Source organism: Winogradskyella luteola (assembly GCF_019203985.1).
Lineage (GTDB): Bacteria > Bacteroidota > Bacteroidia > Flavobacteriales > Flavobacteriaceae > Winogradskyella > Winogradskyella luteola.
Genome location: NZ_JAGSPD010000013.1, coordinates 56404 through 77286, shown reverse-complemented (window position 1 = coordinate 77286; position 20883 = coordinate 56404). Strand labels below are relative to the sequence as shown.

Sequence of the window (20883 nt, the reverse complement as noted above, 5' to 3'; positions counted from 1 at the left end):
GGAAGATTGTGTTTAGGCAATGTGCGGCTTGTGGTCTGTTCATATTTTTTGGTTTTGTACTTTCTTTTGCGCATCCAATAATTGTTAATGGCTTTTTACTTGCGCTCGGAGAACCGATAATAAAGGTTATGGAAAAATAACGTATTAATGCTTCTTTTGGTATTAAGAATTTGTTAAGTGTGGTTTTGGACGAGTGAAAGGGTCTTTTTGTTTAGGGTAAAGGAAGTCTTAAAATATATGGGGAATAGCCCGGTATTCGATTGAGGGTTGCGCTGTACGTAGAGTGAAAAATCTGGATAAACTGAGCCACTCGATCAGGGTTAAATTGAGCAGGTTAAATGAAATATTAAAAGTTAATTCGTTTGTGATGTAAACTAACCGTTTTTTCGTTAAATTTTTTCTCATCATTTATTTTTAATTCATGAACCCTATCGGCATCCATTTTATCGTTTATTAAATGACCGTATATTAGTTATGCTTTTTACACTATTAACTAATTGTAAAATACATAAAAGATCAATTGCGCTTTTTCTTTACTGCTTTATAAAAATCGTCGGTTATATCATACTCTTTTGATTTGAGGATGGAATAAGTGATAGATTGGCAGGATTTTAGTCTAAAACTTCCTTGCTGAGTTGGTCCGGCAGTGGTTCGTAGGTTATTTTTATACATTTTGAACGTATAGGTTCCCGAGGGTAGGTCCTGTAAAGCTGTTGTCTGGCCTTTGCTGACGGTAATGGTCTTTTTATAACTGTTAACTGAACTTTTAATATCTATGAGGTAGCTATATTGGGAATTGTTTTCAAAATAATAATCCCCAGTTTTCAAGGATTCACACTTTTTATTTGTCGTACGTTTATTGTTACTTTCCTCATTTGTATTGATGCGCTTTCCCTCTGGTTTAACCGAGCTTTCAAAGCCAGCATCTTTCAAGATGACCTTTATGTTTTCATCGATGGGTAAATTCCTCAAGGCAGCGGCAAAGTGCAGCCCTGTCTCGGTATCAATGATCTTTATCCTAATCCTTAAAGAATGTAACCCAATATCCACGGTCCCAGTCACAATCGCATCGGCAGCAATTAACATTCCTATCCGTTTTGCGGTGCTGGGGTCAATATATCCCTCTGCATTTAACTTGTGCTCTTTCATTAACTGTTTTAAGTTATGCCTATACCTTTAAATTTCATAAGTTGATTTATAGAACGTTTACCTAAGGTATTTAAATTATTATCGACACTAACCAAAATCCGCTTGCATAAATCTACTGCACTTTCATCTCGATTGCCAGAACCAATTAAAATAGCAACCAGTTCTGCATCGCTCAATACCGCTTTACCTTTGTCTCGTAATTTCTCTCTTGGCTGATCGTCTTGCGACCAATTTTTAATAGAAAATGAAGTTGATTTTTCTGACATGTGTTAAATATAAAAATTGTAATTTTAAACATCAAAAAAATTCATCTAAAATCAATCAAAAATGAAATCTATCTTTGAAGAAGATACTTACAAGACTATTAAATCAAGATTCAACAATCTCAACGAAAATTCTACGGCAGAATGGGGCAAAATGACCGTAGGGCAAATGGTATGGCATTGCCAAGGGCCATTTAATATTCTGCTAGAAAAAAACGATTATGGCATGAAACCCAATTGGCTGGCTAAACTATTCTTTAAAAAATCACTTTATAATGATAAGCCATGGCGAAAGGGATTGCCAACTGCAAAATTCCTAAAACCAAAAGAAGATAAAGATTTTAACGCTGAAAAAATAAAACTAGAAACTCTGATTGACGAAGCCTATTCAAACAAAGATAAAGCTGAGTGGCAGCCACATCCTGCTTTTGGATATTTTACAGCACAGCAATGGGGACAAATGCAGTATAAGCATTTAGATCATCATTTTAGGCAGTTTGGAGTGTAATTATTCACTAAATTGAGTGCAGTCGAATAGCAACAAAAAATAATTTGATTAAATCCTGAGAACAAGTTCAGGGTAATAAAACATGAAATACCCGCCAAAATATCACCTAAACAATGACATCAACCATATAATTGAAGTCATTAAAGCTTATCCTTTAGCTACGGTTATATCGGTAAAGGATAATGAGCCATTGATTACACATTTACCGTTAATTTACGAAAATGAAAAACTTATTGGTCATATAGATATTTTCAATCCGCAAGCTGCACTTCTAAAAAATGATAATGCCGTTAGTATTATTTTTGGTGGGCCTCAGTGTTATATTTCGCCCACAGTATATTCAACCACACAATTACCTACATGGAATTATATTAGGGTGCATCTAAAAGGAAAAGCAAAAGCTATTGAGAGTAAAGAAGCTCTAAAACAGTCTTTAATTACCATGACCGAATTTTTAGAGGCTCCAGACCATAAATATGTTTTAGAACCCAATAATCCGAGACTAGACAAAAACCTAAATTATATTGAAATGTTTGAAATCTCTATCACTAATTGGGAAGGAAAGTTTAAACTCTCTCAAGATAAAAAGCCAAAGGATACCAAGTTAGCTCGTGAGGAATTGCTCAGAGCAAATCAGGAAAGTATTAGACAGTTTTTGGATAAGGTATTTTAAACTATAACCATTATGAAAAGGATACAGCTTTTTGAATTTGAAGACTTTATTTGGTTTCCTAGTTCAATCAGAACTGGCATGACTAATTTGTTAGTTGTATTGCAGAAAATAATGAGAACATCAGATATTATTGCATCTCTAATAATAACTGCTAAGCAACGGAATAATTTCTCTCAAATTATCGATCTGGGTTCTGGTTCTGGAGGCATAATGTTAGATGTCATAAAGAAGCTCAATATAAACAACACAGAGTCTTTAAAACTACTCTTAACTGATTTACACCCAAACTCAAAATTAGTAGAACAGATAAATTCAACTAAGATTCATAATGTTACTTATAATAAATCTTCTGTTGATGCTACTAATTTAAGTAATTTACCAATGGGCTTAAAAACCATGGTAAATAGTTTTCACCATATGCCTCCAAATGTTGCTAAAAGCATTTTAAAATCAGCTCAAGATAATAAGCATCCATTATTGATTTATGAAATAGGCGAAAACACTATACCAACACTTCTTTGGTGGTTATTGCTACCATTGTCACTAGCAATACTTTTTGTTATGGCATTATTAATGACACCTTTTATAAAACCATTAAGCTGGAAACAATTGGTCTTTACCTACCTTATTCCTATTATTCCTTTGTGCTATGCATGGGATGGGCAAGCTTCTATAATGAGAATCTATACATTTAAAGATATAGAGTGTCTCATAAAAGATTTTAAAAATGAAAGCTACATTTGGAAAGTAGACAAGGCAAAAAAACCGAATGGAAAAAAAGCAGGCTATTATATTTTGGGATTACCGAAATAATATAAAACTAATTGTTTTCTTATAAACTTAATCTATTTCATAAGAATCCAATCGTCTAACAATTTGAGGAATATCTTGGGTTACATAAGATGAAGTATCATAAATGAGCCCATAACCATCAGCATAGTAAAAGTGATCCAATCCTGGTGATTGCTCTTCATTGGACAAAATAGCATATCGCTGCGAGTATGTACTAATAAAAGCACCTGCTTCAACCGTAATTTCATTATTTAAAGCTATCAATTGATCATAGATTATTCCCCAACCTTGATCGTCCAAAACTCTGGCTGTAAAATCATTGTTTGAATATTTTATCTTTCCGTCATCCCTAACGAGATATCCAAGAGAATCTCTCAATAACTCAAAATGCTCTCCGTTTGGATTACAAAAGGCAATACCATCTTCGTTTCCAGTTGTCCATCTTCTAAATTTGTAAAAGGTGTTCTCATTGATTATTTCTGTACCGACTATACTCACAGAATCTATAACACCTGTATCATCATAATTTTGTGTAGCGTTATTGTAATCATAGCTCTTATATACCCATTGATTACCTACAGTAAGTGCATAAAAATTAGAGTCTTCATTTTGTAGATTATCATCGTTATCGGAAGTACAAGATGATAAAAAGAGTGCAATAAAGCAAACATAAACAATTCGTTTCATGATTATTAAGATTTATTAATACGTCTTGAAACGTAACTGTGCTTTATACTTTCTATCAAAATTGGTTGGTTATGTAATTAACGCTGTAACATTTAAAATATTATACAACAACAAAACGCCTTGTAAGATTTCAAATAAAAAGCCAACTAATGTATCTTTACCATCCCTTAAAGTGGAACTTATGCAAGAAAACAAAATACTGAATTACATAGAAGGCGTTTTAAAAAATATACCTAGCGATTGGTTAAATCTCACAACGCATCGACTAGATATTTACAACGAAGCATTGGCAAAAACAGAGTTCTTAGATCAATTTAAAAGTTTGTTTAAGAGCAATAACTTTGAAGCTTCAGCACTTTCTAAATTACCTACGGCCTATGACTATATTCGCTTGGGACATCCACTATCCTGTGTTTTAGAATGGGCGATTGCCAGCTTGCAACATCAAAAACCAGAACATGTGATTAGCTTTTCTTCACAGAGCATTCCTATTTTGGCAATCCTTAGAAAAAATTTGCTCGATAATAAAAATACCAAGATCTTTTACACAGACAAACTACATGAGTCTTTCAATCCAGAAGCTATTAAGCGTGTTTATGGTTATAATTTTGAATTGAAAAAAGTTGACAGCATAGCAGACATTTCAGAGTTCGAAGGCAGCAATGTTTTTATTCCTAACCAAGACAAGGTTGAAGCCACAGATCTAAATCCAAATGTTGATTTTTATGTCAATCTCTATTCAGGTTTAGGAAGTGTTTTAATTGTTAATGGAACTCATAATGCTGATTATATTTCAGATATACAGCATGTGAGACGACGAGAAACTATTGCCATGACTCCAGCAAATTGTGTAGTTGCCTTAAAGGCATTAACAGATCAGACTTCAATAAACACACAAAGTAGTGTTATTGATACTGATAAAACCCGTGTATTTAGTTCTATTAAAACCATTACCAATACATCATCTCAACCTTTGGTGGGTTCTAGCGGACTATCTGTTCAGTACGCCATTATGATGGGACTCATTGATGAGGCTTTAGAACGCTACAAAGGAAAAACCATTAAATTCATTGTGCCAACCAACTGTTATGGAGGTACAAATGACCAAGCAAGACGTGTTGCCGCTTGCCTAAACCATGTTGATGTAATGGATTTAGAAGTGGATGGTGATAATGATATGGTGCAAAGCTTAGAAACCGTTTTAAGCAACATTGCAAAGGATGATTCTGTACCTTTCATCATTGCAGAAATCCCAACAAATCCACGTGTTGAAGTTCCAGATTTAGAGCAGTTAAAAGCAGTTTTAACCAAAGAACGACTAACATTAGAAGGTAAAGTTGCTATTGCTCCTGTTTTCATTTTAGACCAAACCTTCTGTCCTAACGTTCAATTTTTAGGAGATGGTGAGATTCTTTCAACGGTTAAGACGATTGCTTATGTTAGTGGTTCTAAATTTCCAAGTGGAGGAAAATGTACAGCGGGTTATTGTGTAGCCAATAAAAAAGCTGAAACTTTAATGCAAAACATAGAAAAACACCTTAACATTTGTGATAACGAAGCAACGGCTCTTCAATACAAGATACTAGCAGAACAATTACCATCTATGTTGCAACGCATTAGTGATGCTTATACCAATACTAGAGAGTTTGTAAGTTTTATTGAGAAGACCTTACCAGAAGCAAAAATCAACTTTGTCTCTGAAGAACTTGCTGAACAAGGCTTTACACCATCTGTGTTTTCTTTAGATCTACCTACCAAAGGTAATACTGAAGAAGAGAAAGAAACCTATAAAAGAACATTGAACCATAGGTTAATCAATCTTATGATTACCAAAATCCCGCAAGAAAGTAAGTATTGTGTCAGCTATGGTCAATTAAAAGGGTGTTATTGGACCATCCCGGCAACATCTACACAAGGCACAACAAAAGAAGGTGACAAAGATTATATTGTACGTGTGTCTTTATCTCCGGATTTGGATTTGGTGAAGCATAAAGAGGTGTTTTTGGAATTCATTTCGCAAATTTAAACTCATTATATCTTTGATTTTTAGCATTTTAATTGTTTTTAATGGTAGAGTTTTATATATTCTATTATTTGCTAACGATATATTTTTATTCAAAGATTTAGTAGATATTGTGTTCAATATAAGCCAAAAGGTGTTATGGAAACTCGCAAAAAATAAATTTTTAATTCAATATCTAAATTATGAATGGTTTAAATGAATAAAACAAACAGATAACTGAGAATTATTGAACATATTCTGAAACAAGTTCAGAATAAATAAACCTTAGAGCAGTTTTGTTACATCATCAAAATCCAAGCCACCATAATTACCTGAACTCATTAAGAGCAGTGACTTGTTTTCGAAATTTTGGGAAAATAAAAAGTCCTTAAAATCTTTTGGGTTGGTATAAATAATTAAATCCTCACGTTCAAACGCATCGGCGATTTGCTCGTGTGTAACTTCCTCTAATTTTTTAATTTCCACAGCATGCGGCGAATAAAAAACTACTGCAGTATCTGCCGCATCTAAAGCACCTTTGTACTCTTTTAAAAATTCGGCATTGAGACTACTATACGTATGCAATTCTAAACAAGCCACTAAAGTTCTATCGCTATATTGTTCCTTTACGGCTTTGGTTGTCGCTTCTACCTTACTTGGTGAATGTGCAAAATCCTTATAGGCAACACTTTTAGAGTTTTCCGCAATTTTCTCAAGGCGTTTGCTTGCTCCCTTAAAAGTAGAAATAGCTTCGTAGAAATCATCTTCATCTATGCCCATATGTTGACAAATCCATTTTGCTCCTGCCAAATTATTGAGGTTATGTGCTCCAAAAACTTCAATAGGCATTGGGCCTTCTGGGGTTTCCAAAAGTGTTTCACCATCTTCAACCTTATATTTTGGAGTTTGGTAAGGAATCTTTCTAATCTGGTTTTCGGAAGCTTCAACCACTCGTTTAACCTCAGCATCTTCTTCGTTATAATTAATGCTTCCGCCTCTAACAATAGAATTTACAAAAATGCTAAACTGCTCTACATAGTTTTCGTAGGTTGGAAATACATTAATATGATCCCAAGCAATACCACTTAATAAGGCTATATTGGGTTTATACAAATGAAATTTTGGTCGTCTATCTATTGGCGAACTCAGGTACTCATCGCCTTCCAATACCATAAAATCATTACTTTCGGTCAATTTCACCATAACATCAAAACCTTCAAGCTGAGCACCGACCATATAATCGACATCACGATCGTGATAATGCATCACATGCAAAATCATGGATGTAATTGTAGTTTTTCCGTGGCTTCCACCAATCACTACTCTAGTTTTATCTTTTGCCTGTTCGTATAGAAATTCAGGATAACTATAGATTTTCAAACCGAGTTCTTGAGCTTTTAGCAATTCTGGGTTATCAGCTTTGGCATGCATACCCAAAACGATAGCATCTAAATTTTGGGTGATTTTTTCAGGGTACCATCCAAATGTTTGGGGCAATAACCCTTTAGCTTCTAATCTTGATTTTGAAGGATCGAAAATTTCGTCATCACTACCTGTAACTTTGTAGCCTTTGTTATGTAATGCCAAGGCCAGATTATGCATTGCAGCTCCGCCTATAGCTATAAAATGTACGTTCATGTAACAAATATCAACTTACGAAAATCAAATTCCAAATTATATGCCTTCAAACTCAAAAAGATAAAAAACAGCGTCTAAAATGGATTGAACTTGTGCGTTACTTTTTACAGCTCTAAGATTATAAATCCGGATTCACAGCTAAACTATTAAACAACTTTGCTTTTGTATTGAAAAACTTATTCTGAATTTCAATAGCTTTCAACTGACCATCAATAAGCTTAGATTCACGAGAGTTTACCAAGAACAATGAACTCTCACCCAATTCAAATTTACGTTCTTCGGCCTGAAGCATACGCTCATAATCCGTAACCATTTGAAGCGTTATTTCATTTTGGGTAACATAAGATTCTAGTTCTTTTTGTAAGGCATCTATTTTGTTGCGCAGGTTAACACGAGTTGCATCAATTTCAAACTCAGTATCTTGCAATTTAATTTTTGCTAATTTTAAATCACCTCTTTCTTTCCTTAAAAACAGAGGGAAACTAATATTTAGTCCGCCTTTATATTCTGCCGTGTTAAAAGTTCTTGCGACCTCTGGCACTTCGGTTATAAAATTATATTCCACATCAACTTTAGGTAATAACTTATTGGATTTTAATCTTCTATCGACCTCTAAACTCTGTAATTTATAGTCTAAAGAAATCATCTTAGGATGTGCTTCGATTATGGCTTCATCCTCTCGCAGTTGGTTAATATTGAATGTTGTATCTATTATGGGCTCTGAATCTACATCGGGTATAACGTTGGGTTGTAATTCTACTGGGATATTATTCTCCAACCATAAAAACGTCGATAGATTTAAAGCTGCTTTCATCAATTTCACTCTAGATTGCTCTAAACTCAATCTACGCTGATTAATGGCTATACGCGCCTCAACAACGTCAATTTGAGCACGCTCCCCTACTTCGGCACCACGTTCTATACCTCGAAATCTCAACTCTGCATTAGTTAAGAAATTTTGAAAGAGCAGTAGTTCATTATACGCTTTTAACCACTTAAAATATGCCATTGAAGCTTCAAACAATATGTTGTTGACAAAAATATCGCGATCTGCTTTTACTTGTTCCCTAAACAACTTTGCCTGTTTTAAAGAAGCCATACGATCGTTAATCAATAACCCTTGGGCTACAGGAATTTTTAAACCTGCAGAATACAAACCATCATCTGGCACAAAACCTTGTGGGTTCAAGAATTCACCAGAGTTTTCTTCGAAAGTGGCTTTCAACTCTATACCGTACCATGTTGGTATTTTAAACATACCATTAAGCCTGTCAAAATACTCCGTTCCTTTAAACTTTTTACGATCGTAATCGACCTCAAACTTAGGGTCGAAGGCGCCACGGGATTTTAGAAGCTTAGCCTGACCTTCATCAATAACCAATTCTGCTTGCTTCACAATCGGATGAAACTTTTTTACATACCCCAAGTATTCATCAAACCGAAGTATTTCTGTAATGCTGTCTGTTTGCCCAAAGCTCAGTAAACCAATAAAAATTAAAAGTAATGTGCCTAGATACTTCATAATTTATTTTTTAGCCTTTTTGGAACTACTCCCATCTACAGGTTGATAGTAATTCGGTGGAAAGCCATTCAACTTTCGCCATAGCTCAAACCAAATTGGTACATCTTCCAATAGCGCCATAGTAAATGCTCCAGAGCCAGCTCTTATTTCTTTTGGCCACGGATGGTCATCTGGATCTGGTTTTAACAGCACTCTAAATTTTCCGTTAGAACTTATAAAACGTTCTACAGCGACAACTTCTGCTCCATAAGTACCATAAGACACATTTGGCCAACCACTAAAAATGATTGCAGGCCATCCATCGAACTGTACACGGACTTTTTCCCCTTTGTGCATAAGTGGCAAATCTATAGGTTCAACATAGGTTTCTACGGCTAGTTCAATATCTTCTGGAATGATACCCACTAATTCTTCACCTTCCTTAAACGTCTGCCCAACACCACCGCGAAAAGCTGTATTTATAAAGCCATTATAAGGTGCTGTTATAAATAGCATATCTCTTCTAAGAGAATAATTAGAGACTTGATTTTCTAGTTTTTGAACATCAGCCTCTGTACTGAATTGATTGGATTGCGCAGAAAATTTCTCACTCCGCGCTTTTGAAACTTTATCTGCAAACTCTGCCTTTATCCTTGTAATTTCTAACTTAGCATTTATCACTTCGTTCTTACTTGCTAAAAATTTGTTCTCTTGAGATACACGTTTGGCCTGCGTTTCTTGAAGTTTTAACTGTGCGTCTTCCAGATTTTTTCGAGCTGTAAAGCCATCTTTTAATAGATCTTCTGAACGTTTATATTTAATCTCTGCAATCCTTAGATTGGTTTTTGCAGCTTCTAAATCAATACTATCAGCTTCTACTTTGTATTTTGCTTGAAGTAATTTGTTCTCAGCTTGCTCTAACTTTAACACCCGTTCTTTTTGCAAAGCACCAATTCTTACATCTTGGGCTTTTACTTTTTCTCCGTACGACTTTGCCGAAAACTCCTTAGCATCTCTTTGTCGAGATGTACGTTCTACCAAATTAGGATCAAAGTAATCACTTTTAATCTCAGCAATTTGCATAATGGTATCACCCTTTTTCACTGTTTGTCCCTCGCGCACATACCATTTTTGAATACTTCCAGGTATTGGAGATTGTATAGTTTGTGGACGTTGACCAGGCGTTAATGAAGTCACCTGCCCTCTACCCGAAATATTTTGGGTCCAAGGTAGAAAAAGGATAATAATACAAACAATGGCAAAACCAGTTAAAAACCTTTTGGACTGTTTGTAATAACTTTTATTTAAAACCAGAGCTGCAGACTTAAACTTACTTAAGTCGACATTCTTATTCAGCGGATTTTTAGATATATTTAACATGCTTTTACCTTTTAAATGGTCTCACCTTTTTTGAGATTAATAATTTCTGAACAATTATTCTGCCATTTCGGATTATAACTTACAACTACAAGCGACCAGGGGTGCTCTGGTGCCGTGATATATTCAATTATACGTTGGGTCTCGGCTTCTTGAAAATGCTCTAAAGGTTCTTCCAATAATAGAAGCTTAGGTTTTTTAAGAATCGCTCTTGCCAAAATTATTTTCTTAGAAACCGTAAATGGCATTTGCTTTCCTTCTGGATAGATTACAGTATCCAAGCCCAACTCTGTTTCCTTGAGAAAATTGGTTAAGCCCACTTTGCTCACAACTTCCTCTATCTGTTGTGTTGATATTGAGTGATCCCCAAGCGTTAAGTTCTCCCTAATAGAACCTTCAAAAGGTGTTTCGTCAGAGAGAGACAAACCCAAATGAGATCTATAACTATTGAGATTTAAATTAGATAATGAATTGTCATTTAAAAATATCCTTCCTGAGCTTGGTCTCAAAATACCAGATATGATTCGTACAAGACTAGATTTACCCGAGCCACTTTCGCCTTGTATTAAAATTCTACTTTTTGAATTTATATTAAAAGAGATATTGCTTAATATTGGAATTTCACGATCAGGAACACTGTAAGACACCTTTTCCAATTGTATCTTAAAGTCCTCGTCAATCTTTACATCCTCTCCATCCTGAGATTCAATTTTTTTATCTACAACTTGTCCCATTTTTTCTAATGATGTCAGTACGTCGTAAAAGGACTCTAATCCCAATATCAACTTTTCCACAGATGTTATTACCAATAAAATAATGATTTCAGCAGCGACGAACTGACCGATGTTCATCTCTTGATTTAAGACCAGCAAGCCACCAATAATTAAAAGTCCTGCAGTTACGATGACTTTAAAACCAATCATTTGTATAAACTGCAATATCAAAATCTTAAAATGACTTTCTCTTGCTTCTAAGTAGCCGTTTACAAGCTTGTCGTTTTTATCTAAAGCCAGTGAGGTTTTACCAGAGATTTTAAAACTCATTATTGAGCGTGCCACTTCCTGTATCCAATGTGCAACGATATATTTCTTTTTAGATTCTATTAAACTGGTTTTCATACCACGCTGAATAGTGTATTTAAATACGACATAAATCAACAAGATTAGAAGTATACCAAATGCTATAAAAAATGGATGGTAAAATGATAACAATATCAACGCAAATACAATCTGTAATACTGCAGCTGGCACGTCGAGCAATAACTTAGCCAGTCCTTTCTGAACGGTAAGTACATCAAAAAAACGATTTGCTAATTCTGGTGGGTAATAGTTTCGCAGTTCATCCATTCTTATCTTTGGAAAGCGATATGTGAACTCAAAAGACGCTCTCATAAAAATACGTTGCTGTACGGTTTCTATAATTCGCATCTGCATGAGCTGTAATATACCCACGAAAACCACACCTAAGGTGACCAAAACCACCAGCACTATCCAAGATGTGCTAACTTGTGCCCCTTGTATTAAATTTATAATCGCTTGAATACCCAGTGGTAATGTAAGACTGATTAATCCTGAAAATACCGCATAGTAGATTACTTGCAATAAATCCTTTTTTTCTAGCTTTAAAATCCCTAGGAAACGTTGCCAAGGTGTTAGAAGAGGTTTATCTTGATTCATCTTTTGTTGTCTTTAAAACTTTTTGAGTTAGGTTGAGAAAGAATTCTGTCGGAGTTACGTCCTTGCCACAATCTGTGATTGAACTAAAATGTGCCTTTAAGAAATGTTGATGCAATGCACCTTCTACAATAGTGCTGGCTAAACTAGAAGGAAATTCATAATCAGGATTTACTTTATTGATGATTTCACTTAAACGTTTAATAAGTCTTTTGTAAACCACGAAATAGCCTTCTTTGTTTTCACTGTCCACTTCCTTTGTTAAATAAGATTTAGAGTATTCATTAATTATGATTCTGTTTAACACCACTTCATTGATATGGGTAAAGTTTAAATCTTCTTTTATGGTTCTTGTAACCACTTCTATAGCTGTATGTAATTGTACTTTATTATCTGGCACGTTGTGCGTAGCAAAAACCAGTTGATATTCTATCCATGCCCAATACCATGACGTAAGATATAATAGAAGTTTGTGCTTACTTTCAAAATAACGGTAAATGGAACTTTCATTAGAGCCAATCTTTGTGCCCAATTTTTTGAACGTAAAACTATCGAAACCAATTTCATCAATCAGCAAAATACTATGCTCAGTGATGCGCTTACCTAAGTCTGACGATTCTGGATCCTTGATAAAGATTTTATCAGGAACAGATATTTTTATATTTGATAGTAAATTTATCATCTGTAAAATATTTGATTGCAAATATAATAGTATTACTATCATTTTGAAAAAATTAACAAATATTTATATCATAAATATAGTTAATGAATTTTATGGATGTAAAGTTACAGTTGAGAAATTGTAACCTTTTCCTCTTTAAAGACTTTAATTTTCGGTAAACCAGCAATAGCTTTGTCTATCCATTTAAGAGCTTCCTTTTTATTCTTTTTGTGCTTGTAGATTTGTGCCATGCGATAATAAGCCCAGGCCTTAGGAACGCCATCTTTTGTAGAATAATTAGATAAATAAGCCTTAAGACATTTTTCACCTTTATCCAATTGTAAGTTATAATCCGCACAAACTTTACCGATTTGGTAATGCATAGCATTGCGCTGCAGTTTTTGTTGTGCTTTCTCTAGATTATCAATGGCCTTTTCAGGTTTTCCATGGTTCTCATAAAATGTAGTTAGTTTATCGTAGCACGTTACAGAACCACCCACTTTTATAGCTAAACGGTAGTATTTCTCAGCCAGTTCTGGTTCATCGTCATACTCATAAACATAGCCTTTTGCTAAGTAGCCATCTACTTTAGAGAGCTTTTGAAGTTCGTTAGCATACTTTAGTGCTTTTGAGTTGCTTCCACCAACAATACCTGGTAAAGAAACATACAATTCTACTAAAGCCCATCGTGTATCGATATGGTTCGGATCTAACTCTGCAGCTTTTAAAAAAGCACGTTTTACATCTCCAATAATCCCTAAGGCTTTAAATTTACTGATGTTCAGTGCCTTCATACCCAAAGCACCACCATATTTATAATGGTAATTGGCATTATTGGGCTCTTTGTCTTTAAGCTTTTCATATTGTTCAATGGCTTCATCCCACTTTTTCTGGTGTCCATAGGCATCACCTAAAATTTCAATGGCTTCTTTGTCATTAGCATTTGACTCCAGAAACGACTCCATTTCATTCTGTGCCTTTAGAAACGCTTTTTCGGCAATGTAGCTCTGTGCTTTTTCTTTTGAAGTTTGAGAAAAACAAAAAGATGATATAAAAAAAATACATAGAAACTTCTTCATAACAATTAGCACTTTTTTTTTACAAAAATACAATTTATTAACGTTCTGTTTCACTCGCAAATTGTGTAACTTCACTCATTGAAACAAGAGGTTTACTTCTTATTGCTTTTTTGGAATGCCTTTTGAAGGTATTTTGATCGAAAATAAATAATAAATGAAAAATTATATCTCAATACTAATGCTAATTTGCTTTGCTTCCTTTTCTAATGCTCAAAACAACTTTGATAAACAATGGCAAAAGGTCACCAAATTTGAAAATGAAGGTTTAACTAAAAGTGCTGCTGACCTTGTAGATACCATTTACAATGATGCCATAACATCTAACAATAAACAGCAACAGATTAAAGCTCTACTCCACAAGAGCAAGTACATGTTAACGCTAGAAGAAGATGCTCAACTTAATATTGTAAAGCGTTTTAAATCTGAAATTGATGTTACCGACAATATTGTGACCAAGCATTTACTCGAAAATATGTTGGCAACATTATATTGGCAATATTTTCAACAAAACCGTTACAAATTTTATAATCGCACCAAGACTAGCGACAAAGTTAGTGATGACTTTAGGACTTGGGATCTGGAAACGCTTTTCAACGAAATCCATGTGTATTATCAGCGTTCGCTCGACAATAGTTTGATGCTTCAGTTAGAATCTTTAGAAAACTACAAATTAATTTTACATGAAGCTGAAGACTCTAAAATTTACAGACCTACACTTTTCGATTTATTGAGCCATAATGCACTTCAGTTTTATAAGACGAGTGAAAATAGCATCACGCAACCAGCATATAAATTCAAAATAGATGACAGAGCACTTATTGCTAATAGCGAACAGTTCATCAATCAAAAACTTGATTCTAAAGATTCATTATCATTACAATTAAATGCTTTAAGAATCTACCAAAACCTGCTGAGGTTTCATCGTAAAGATGACGTAACCAGAGCATTTGCCGATGTAGATATTGAACGTTTAAAGTTTGTTGCCCAACATGCTACTTTTAACGATAAAGAAGAGGCATTGTTACAAACTTTAAAAACTAGGTCCGATGAGTTAAAAGATTTGCCATTGTCTGCTTTATATGATTTTGAAATTGCTTTAGTTTATAAGGAATTAGGCAGTCAATACAATAGTAGTAACCACCTAATTGAAGCCAACAACAGACATCGCTGGAAACTTAAAGATGCTATTGAATTATGTAACACGGTTATTTCAAAATATCCTGAGAGTGACGGAGCAAAACAATGTAAAGTTTTAAAACAACAAATACTTCTATCGAGTTTAAGACTTCAAGCTGAAGCGTACATTCCTGTTAATTCAGCATCAAGAATCTTAGTTAGCTATAAGAATTTAACTAGTTTAGACTTCGAGATTTATAAAGTCAACAAAAGACAATTAGATAATTTTAATAAAATCTACAACGCAGAAGATAAGGCTAAGTTTTTCAAAAATCTCAATACTGTAGCGTCTTTTTCAAGCACATTAAAATCTGAAGGGGATTACCAAGAGCATAGCACGGAAATCATTATCCCCGAATTACAAAATGGGCTTTATCTCATAAAAGCAGATACCAACACAAAGAATAATGTTTTTGCCACTTCACACATTCAGATTACAAATATGGCATTGGTAGAAAGTACCCAAAATGATGCCGTACATTATCAACTCATCAACAGAAATAATGGTGAACCGATTATTAACGCAGCCATTAAAATAAGTTACAGAAACAACAGAAATAAATCATTTACCAAAAAGTTAAACACAGACCGTTTTGGTAAATTTAAATTCAATCGAGATAAAAACTATTACAGGGCTGTAGAAATAAAAGCAGATTACAAGGATGAAATCGCCCTTTTTGGCAATTATAATATTGGCAGAAACTACAGGCAACCTAAAAATGATAAAGCAAAAAGAAATACTTTTATATTTACAGACCGAAGTATTTATAGACCTGGACAGATAGTTTATTTTAAGGGCATAACTTTAATAACAGATGACAACGAAACGACAGTAACACCAAATGAAAACGTTACAGCACGTCTTTACAATACCAATAGAGAATTACTTAAAGAACTAAAACTTGTTACTAACGAATTTGGATCTGCAGCAGGTGAGTTTATATTACCGAATGATGGTTTAACTGGTCAATTTTATATTGAATTTGGTAACGGTATAGTTAATGTCGCTTATTTCTCGGTAGAAGAATATAAGCGTCCAAAATTTAAACCAGAATTTCAACCCATAACGGAAACCTATAAGGTCAATGACAGTATTACAGTAAAAGGTACAGCAATTGCTTTTGCTGGTAGTAACATTACAGATGCTAAAGTCGTTTATCGTGTAAAGCGTCAGGTACAATATCCTAGTTGGTGGTATTGGAGACGACCATTTTATAATTCCGAACCGCAAGAAATAACGTTTGGAGAAACCAAAACAAATGCTAAAAGAGAATTTAAAGTGGTCTTTAAGGCATTACCTGATGAAAACGTTTCAAAAGACAATCAACCAATTTTTAGATATGAAGTCACAGCAGATGTTACTGATATTAATGGAGAAACTCGAACAGCAACTACTATAGCAAATGTTGGCTATCATGCCATGACGTTAAAAATAGTTGCTCCTGAAGTCGTTAATAAATCCCAAAAAGAAATTGCTATCACCTTGATCTCAAAAAACTTGAATGGTGAAGACGTACCTGCAAAAGGAACGCTTAAAATCTATAAACTTAATGCACCAAACTACGTATTACGAAACAGACCTTGGAATGCACCAGACTTTCAAGTAATTTCTAAAGAAGAATTTAAAGGTCTATTCCCTCACGACCCATACAGTAATAAGCATTTATTGAGCAATTGGGGTAAAGGCAAAGAAGTATTCAGCATTGATTTTGATACTGAAAGAGAAAAAAATATCACCTTAAAAAAATTAAAAAAATGGGATTCCGGAAAGTATCTTATTGTTGCAGAAAGCAAAGATAAATTTGGGCAAGATGTAAAAGATCAGGTATTTACATCGCTCTACAGTAAGTCAGACAAAACCGTTGCAGACAATCAATTATTTGAAGCGTCCTTAGATAAAGACAGTTACAAAGCTGGTGATATAGCGAAACTGACGTTAGGCTCTGCGGCAAAAGACATTACCGTCACTGTAGAAGTTGAAAAAGACAATACAATTATTGTTACGCAGCTGGTACAGCTCAACAATTCTAAACAAACCATTAGCATACCTGTATTAGAAAGTGATTTAGGCGGTTTTGAGGTACACTGTAGTTTTGCAGCTTTCAATGCTTATGTGTCACAAAATTTTAGGGTCAATGTACCTTATCCAAAGACCGATTTGAAAATTGAAACCAACACCTTTAGAGATAAACTGCAACCAGGTAAAGACGAAACTTGGAGTTTTAAAATTAAAGGCCCAAAAGGAGATAAAGTTTCTGCCGAATTGTTAGCGAGTATGTACGATGCTTCTTTAGACGAGTTTAGAGCACACAATTGGAGCTTCAACCCCATTAACAGATACCAATACTCAGGAAGTATCTATAAAAACTCCTACTCTAGTTTCAGTAACACCAATTTTAGATTATTTAATCGCTTTGAATATCCTAATGGTTATGCCAACCAAAGTTATGACCAATTGAATTGGTTTGGATTTTATTTTGGGAATAATCAAAACTATCGATATAAAGTATTAAGAGGACAAGTTGCTGGCGTAGATGTTGTAGCTGATGAAATGTTAGAATCTGAAGCGGTTATGATTACAGGTTCTGCACCAATGCAATCAAATATGGCAAATGGTATTAGCTATGAAGCAGACAAAGAAGAATTTAGAGATGACAATAATGCATTAAACTCTAAAAAAGCAGACTCAAACCCAATCAAAATCCGAAAAAATCTAAATGAAACCGCTTTTTTCTTTCCACAATTACAAACCGATAAAGAAGGTAATGTGAGTTTCAACTTTAAGGCTCCCGAAGCATTGACGACATGGAAATTGCAATTATTGGCGCACACTAAAACTTTAGAAAGTGCAATTACACAATTAGAAACCGTGACCCAAAAAGAGTTGATGGTCATACCAAATGCACCTCGTTTTTTAAGAGAAGGAGATAAAATTAGCATTAGTACCAAGATTGCAAATCTTACAGAAAAGGAATTATCAGGTATGGCCAGATTAGAATTAACCGATGCTGTCTCAGGGGATATTTTATCTACAGTCATTGAAGGTGATGCAGGCAGAAACTATACATTAAAGACTGAACTTACAGATAAAAAATTTACCGTTGATGCCAAGGGCAATGCTCAAGTTTCATGGACACTAAGAATTCCCAAAGGACTTCAAGCCATTCAATATAAAATTATTGCCAAGTCAGAAGATTTTAGTGATGGCGAACAAAATGCTCTACCTGTATTATCTAACAGAATGTTGGTTACAGAAACATTGCCAATGTGGGTAAGCTCTAATGAGACCAAGACGTTTACCTTAGATAAACTAAAGGACAACACCTCCACCACATTGACAAACCATAAGCTAACATTAGAGATGACCTCTAATCCTGCTTGGTATGCCGTACAAGCTTTACCTTATTTAATGGAATACCCTTACGATTGTAATGAGCAAACCTTTTCGAGATATTATGCCAATGCCTTAGCACAACATATCGTAAAATCTAACCCAAAAATTGAAGCGGTTTTTAACCAATGGAAATCAACCGATGCTTTATTGAGCAACTTAGAAAAGAACCAAGAATTGAAATCACTTTTAATTCAAGAAACACCTTGGTTACGCGATGCTCAATCAGAGACTGAGCAGAAAAAACGTATCGGTTTGTTATTCGACCTTAATAAAATGAATAGCGAATTATCGTCAGCTTTACGTAAGCTTAAACAAAATCAATTACCATCTGGTGCTTGGCCTTGGTTTAATGGTGGGTACGCCAACCGTTACATTACGCAACATATTATTGCTGGTTTTGGACATTTAAAACACCTAAATGTCATTCAGAGCGATAGCGAAGCATCTCAAATGATTACAAACGCCATCCAATATTTAGATTCAGAATTTGTAAAAGAATACAAAGACTTAAAAAAGTATGATAAAAATGTTGATTTAAGCAAGGATCATTTGTCGTACACACAATTGCATTATTTGTATGTACGCAGTTTTTATCCAGAATTTAAAGCTTCAAAAGAGGTTGAAAAAATAATGGACTATTACCAAGGCCAGATTAAAGAATACTGGTTATCGCGCCCACTTTATGCCAAAGGTTTAATGACATTGACGATGCACAGAATGAAAGATAATGTAACTGCTGGTAAAATCTTAAAATCGCTAAAAGAAAGCAGTATTACTTCAGAAGAACTAGGTATGTATTGGAAAGCCAATACCAATTCATGGCACTGGTATCAAGCACCAATTGAAACACAAGCCTTGTTGATTGAGGCATTTTCTGAAGCTGGCAATATCATTCAGAGCCAAGCAAAGAATATTGAAGACATCGACAACTTAAAAATATGGTTGCTAAAAAACAAGCAAACCAATCAATGGAAAACTACAAAAGCTACGACTGAAGCTGTTTACGCTCTATTGCTTCAAGGTAGTGATTGGTTGAGTATTACAGAAATGGTCGATGTAAAAGTTGGAAATGAAACCATATCACCAGAAAAATTAGAGAACGTAAAACTTGAAGCAGGAACCGGCTACTACAAAACCTCATGGTCAGGATCAGAAATTCAACCAGAACAAGCCAATGTTACAATCTCTAAAAAAGGGGATGGTATTGCTTGGGGAGCTCTGTATTGGCAATACTTTGAAGATTTAGACAAAATCACCTCGGCCAAAACACCATTACAACTGAGTAAAAAACTCTTCCTAAAAACTAATACCGATAAAGGTGAAGAAATCTCAGAAATCACTTCAGACACCAAACTTAATATTGGAGATTTAGTGAGAGTTAGAGTAGAATTACGGACAGACCGTTCTATGGAATTTGTACATCTTAAGGATATGCGTGCCGCTGGTTTTGAGCCTATTAATGTATTGTCACAATACAAATGGCAAGATGGTTTGGGCTATTATGAAAGTACTAAAGATGCAGCAACAAACTTCTTTATCGATTATTTGCCAAAAGGAGTTTATGTGTTTGAGTACGATCTCAGAGTTAATAATGCTGGTGACATGAGTAACGGAATTAGTACTATTCAGTCTATGTACGCACCAGAATTTAGTAGCCATAGTGAAGGCGTTAGAATTTCTGTAGAATGATTTTTGTCATTATGAGCCTGTCTATCAGCAAACAAAAGTAAAGTATAAGGACGTAGTGATCTGTGCGTATTTAATTCAACATGAGATTGCCACGTCCTTTGTGCTCGTAGCAACAGCTCTTTTGTTAGTTAAATGAAACTACAACGACAAAGTCTTTAAACATGTACGAAAAATAATTTCGTAACTTTAAGATTACTAACTAATAAAACTACATGATTATGAATTCAAAAGTTTTTATGGTTCTAAGAATTTTACTTGGAATTTTTATCCTCGTATTTGGAGTAAATAAGTTTGCTAATTTTTTACCCATGCCAGAGTTATCGGGTGACGCAGGTGCATATTTTGGTGCATTAGACAGCTCCAAAACATTAATGCTTGTCGGCATTGTTGAGATTATTGCCTGTATAGCATTGATACTGGATAAATTTGGTGCTTTGTTCGCATTGATCCTTATGAGTGTTTCTGTTAATGCATTTTTATTTCATGCCGTTTTAGATCCGGGCGGAATTGGCGGTTCTGTAGTATTGCTGATACTAAATATTTTAGTGCTTTACGGTTACAAAGACAAATACAAGGATTTGTTAAGTTGAAAAAAACTTTAATTTAGAAATTGATAAAAAG

The 20883-nt window shown here is 34.5% G+C and carries 14 protein-coding genes and 1 pseudogene; 6 read left to right on the top strand and 9 right to left on the bottom strand.

From position 1 onward, the window contains the following. Nucleotides 1-516: 516 nt before the first annotated feature. Both KCG49_RS14030 and KCG49_RS14025 read right to left on the bottom strand, forming a co-directional pair. Entirely contained in the window at nt 517-1149 is a 633-nt protein-coding gene (locus KCG49_RS14030; protein ID WP_218547375.1) for a hypothetical protein, read from the bottom strand. A gap of 17 nt (nt 1150-1166) precedes the next feature. Then, nucleotides 1167-1415: pseudogene (locus KCG49_RS14025) on the bottom strand (UPF0758 domain-containing protein); the annotation flags it as partial. A 61-nt stretch (nt 1416-1476) separates the two neighbouring features. Here KCG49_RS14025 and KCG49_RS14020 point away from each other — a divergent pair. The 3 genes from KCG49_RS14020 (at nt 1477) to KCG49_RS14010 (ending at nt 3406) form a co-directional block, all read left to right on the top strand. Then, entirely contained in the window at nt 1477-1920 is a 444-nt protein-coding gene (locus KCG49_RS14020; protein WP_218547373.1) for a DUF1569 domain-containing protein, read from the top strand. A gap of 82 nt (nt 1921-2002) precedes the next feature. Then, nucleotides 2003-2593, top strand: a complete 591-nt coding sequence (locus tag KCG49_RS14015) for an FMN-binding negative transcriptional regulator (protein ID WP_218547371.1) — start codon at nt 2003-2005, stop codon at nt 2591-2593. A gap of 12 nt (nt 2594-2605) precedes the next feature. After that, a complete protein-coding gene (locus KCG49_RS14010) occupies nt 2606-3406 on the top strand; it encodes a hypothetical protein (protein ID WP_218547369.1) in 801 nt (266 codons plus the stop codon). 27 nt (nt 3407-3433) lie between these two features. Here KCG49_RS14010 and KCG49_RS14005 read toward each other — a convergent pair whose 3' ends face one another. After that, nucleotides 3434-4072, bottom strand: coding sequence for a hypothetical protein (locus KCG49_RS14005; RefSeq protein WP_218547367.1), 639 nt, complete (start codon nt 4070-4072; stop codon nt 3434-3436). Between the two features lie 181 nt (nt 4073-4253). On the opposite strand from KCG49_RS14005, the gene KCG49_RS14000 reads away from it, so the two are divergent. Beyond that, a complete protein-coding gene (locus KCG49_RS14000) occupies nt 4254-6098 on the top strand; it encodes a PLP-dependent aminotransferase family protein (protein ID WP_218547365.1) in 1845 nt (614 codons plus the stop codon). A gap of 261 nt (nt 6099-6359) precedes the next feature. Here the strand turns inward: KCG49_RS14000 and KCG49_RS13995 are convergent, their stop codons facing one another. The 6 genes from KCG49_RS13995 to KCG49_RS13970 all read right to left on the bottom strand — a co-directional run bounded on the left by KCG49_RS13995 (nt 6360) and on the right by KCG49_RS13970 (nt 14003). Next, on the bottom strand, nt 6360-7712 hold the full coding sequence (locus KCG49_RS13995; protein ID WP_218547363.1) for a UDP-N-acetylmuramate--L-alanine ligase: 1353 nt from the start codon (nt 7710-7712) through the stop codon (nt 6360-6362). 118 nt (nt 7713-7830) lie between these two features. Continuing rightward, entirely contained in the window at nt 7831-9234 is a 1404-nt protein-coding gene (locus KCG49_RS13990) for a TolC family protein (protein WP_218547361.1), read from the bottom strand. Between the two features lie 3 nt (nt 9235-9237). Next, nucleotides 9238-10593 carry an HlyD family secretion protein gene (locus tag KCG49_RS13985; RefSeq protein ID WP_218547359.1) on the bottom strand — a complete coding sequence of 452 codons (1356 nt, stop codon included), beginning with the start codon at nt 10591-10593 and terminating at the stop codon, nt 9238-9240. 11 nt (nt 10594-10604) lie between these two features. Next, the gene (locus tag KCG49_RS13980; protein ID WP_218547357.1) at nt 10605-12266 is read right to left on the bottom strand and encodes a peptidase domain-containing ABC transporter; all 1662 of its coding nucleotides are present in this window, start codon (nt 12264-12266) and stop codon (nt 10605-10607) included. Beyond that, entirely contained in the window at nt 12253-12945 is a 693-nt protein-coding gene (locus tag KCG49_RS13975) for a TetR/AcrR family transcriptional regulator (RefSeq protein ID WP_218547356.1), read from the bottom strand. Before KCG49_RS13975 ends, KCG49_RS13980 begins: the two co-directional genes overlap by 14 nt. 104 nt (nt 12946-13049) lie before the next feature. Continuing rightward, on the bottom strand, nt 13050-14003 hold the full coding sequence (locus tag KCG49_RS13970; protein WP_218547353.1) for a tetratricopeptide repeat protein: 954 nt from the start codon (nt 14001-14003) through the stop codon (nt 13050-13052). A 154-nt stretch (nt 14004-14157) separates the two neighbouring features. Here KCG49_RS13970 and KCG49_RS13965 point away from each other — a divergent pair, with 154 nt between their 5' ends. Both KCG49_RS13965 and KCG49_RS13960 read left to right on the top strand, forming a co-directional pair. Continuing rightward, nucleotides 14158-20262, top strand: coding sequence for an alpha-2-macroglobulin family protein (locus tag KCG49_RS13965; RefSeq protein ID WP_218547351.1), 6105 nt, complete (start codon nt 14158-14160; stop codon nt 20260-20262). Between the two features lie 218 nt (nt 20263-20480). Next, nucleotides 20481-20852 (top strand): DoxX family membrane protein, encoded by a 372-nt coding sequence (locus KCG49_RS13960; RefSeq protein ID WP_218547349.1) that lies wholly within the window; start codon nt 20481-20483, stop codon nt 20850-20852. Nucleotides 20853-20883 lie beyond the last annotated feature (31 nt).

Excerpts from the sequence above, each read along its gene's own strand:
- KCG49_RS14030 (WP_218547375.1), bottom strand. The coding sequence starts at position 1,149 with ATGAAAGAGCACAAGTTAAATGCAGAGGGATATATTGACCCCAGCACC.
- KCG49_RS14020 (WP_218547373.1), top strand. The coding sequence starts at position 1,477 with ATGAAATCTATCTTTGAAGAAGATACTTACAAGACTATTAAATCAAGA.
- KCG49_RS14015 (WP_218547371.1), top strand. The coding sequence starts at position 2,003 with ATGAAATACCCGCCAAAATATCACCTAAACAATGACATCAACCATATA.
- KCG49_RS14010 (WP_218547369.1), top strand. The coding sequence starts at position 2,606 with ATGAAAAGGATACAGCTTTTTGAATTTGAAGACTTTATTTGGTTTCCT.
- KCG49_RS14005 (WP_218547367.1), bottom strand. The coding sequence starts at position 4,072 with ATGAAACGAATTGTTTATGTTTGCTTTATTGCACTCTTTTTATCATCT.
- KCG49_RS14000 (WP_218547365.1), top strand. The coding sequence starts at position 4,254 with ATGCAAGAAAACAAAATACTGAATTACATAGAAGGCGTTTTAAAAAAT.
- KCG49_RS13995 (WP_218547363.1), bottom strand. The coding sequence starts at position 7,712 with ATGAACGTACATTTTATAGCTATAGGCGGAGCTGCAATGCATAATCTG.
- KCG49_RS13990 (WP_218547361.1), bottom strand. The coding sequence starts at position 9,234 with ATGAAGTATCTAGGCACATTACTTTTAATTTTTATTGGTTTACTGAGC.
- KCG49_RS13985 (WP_218547359.1), bottom strand. The coding sequence starts at position 10,593 with ATGTTAAATATATCTAAAAATCCGCTGAATAAGAATGTCGACTTAAGT.
- KCG49_RS13980 (WP_218547357.1), bottom strand. The coding sequence starts at position 12,266 with ATGAATCAAGATAAACCTCTTCTAACACCTTGGCAACGTTTCCTAGGG.
- KCG49_RS13975 (WP_218547356.1), bottom strand. The coding sequence starts at position 12,945 with ATGATAAATTTACTATCAAATATAAAAATATCTGTTCCTGATAAAATC.
- KCG49_RS13970 (WP_218547353.1), bottom strand. The coding sequence starts at position 14,003 with ATGAAGAAGTTTCTATGTATTTTTTTTATATCATCTTTTTGTTTTTCT.
- KCG49_RS13965 (WP_218547351.1), top strand. The coding sequence starts at position 14,158 with ATGAAAAATTATATCTCAATACTAATGCTAATTTGCTTTGCTTCCTTT.
- KCG49_RS13960 (WP_218547349.1), top strand. The coding sequence starts at position 20,481 with ATGAATTCAAAAGTTTTTATGGTTCTAAGAATTTTACTTGGAATTTTT.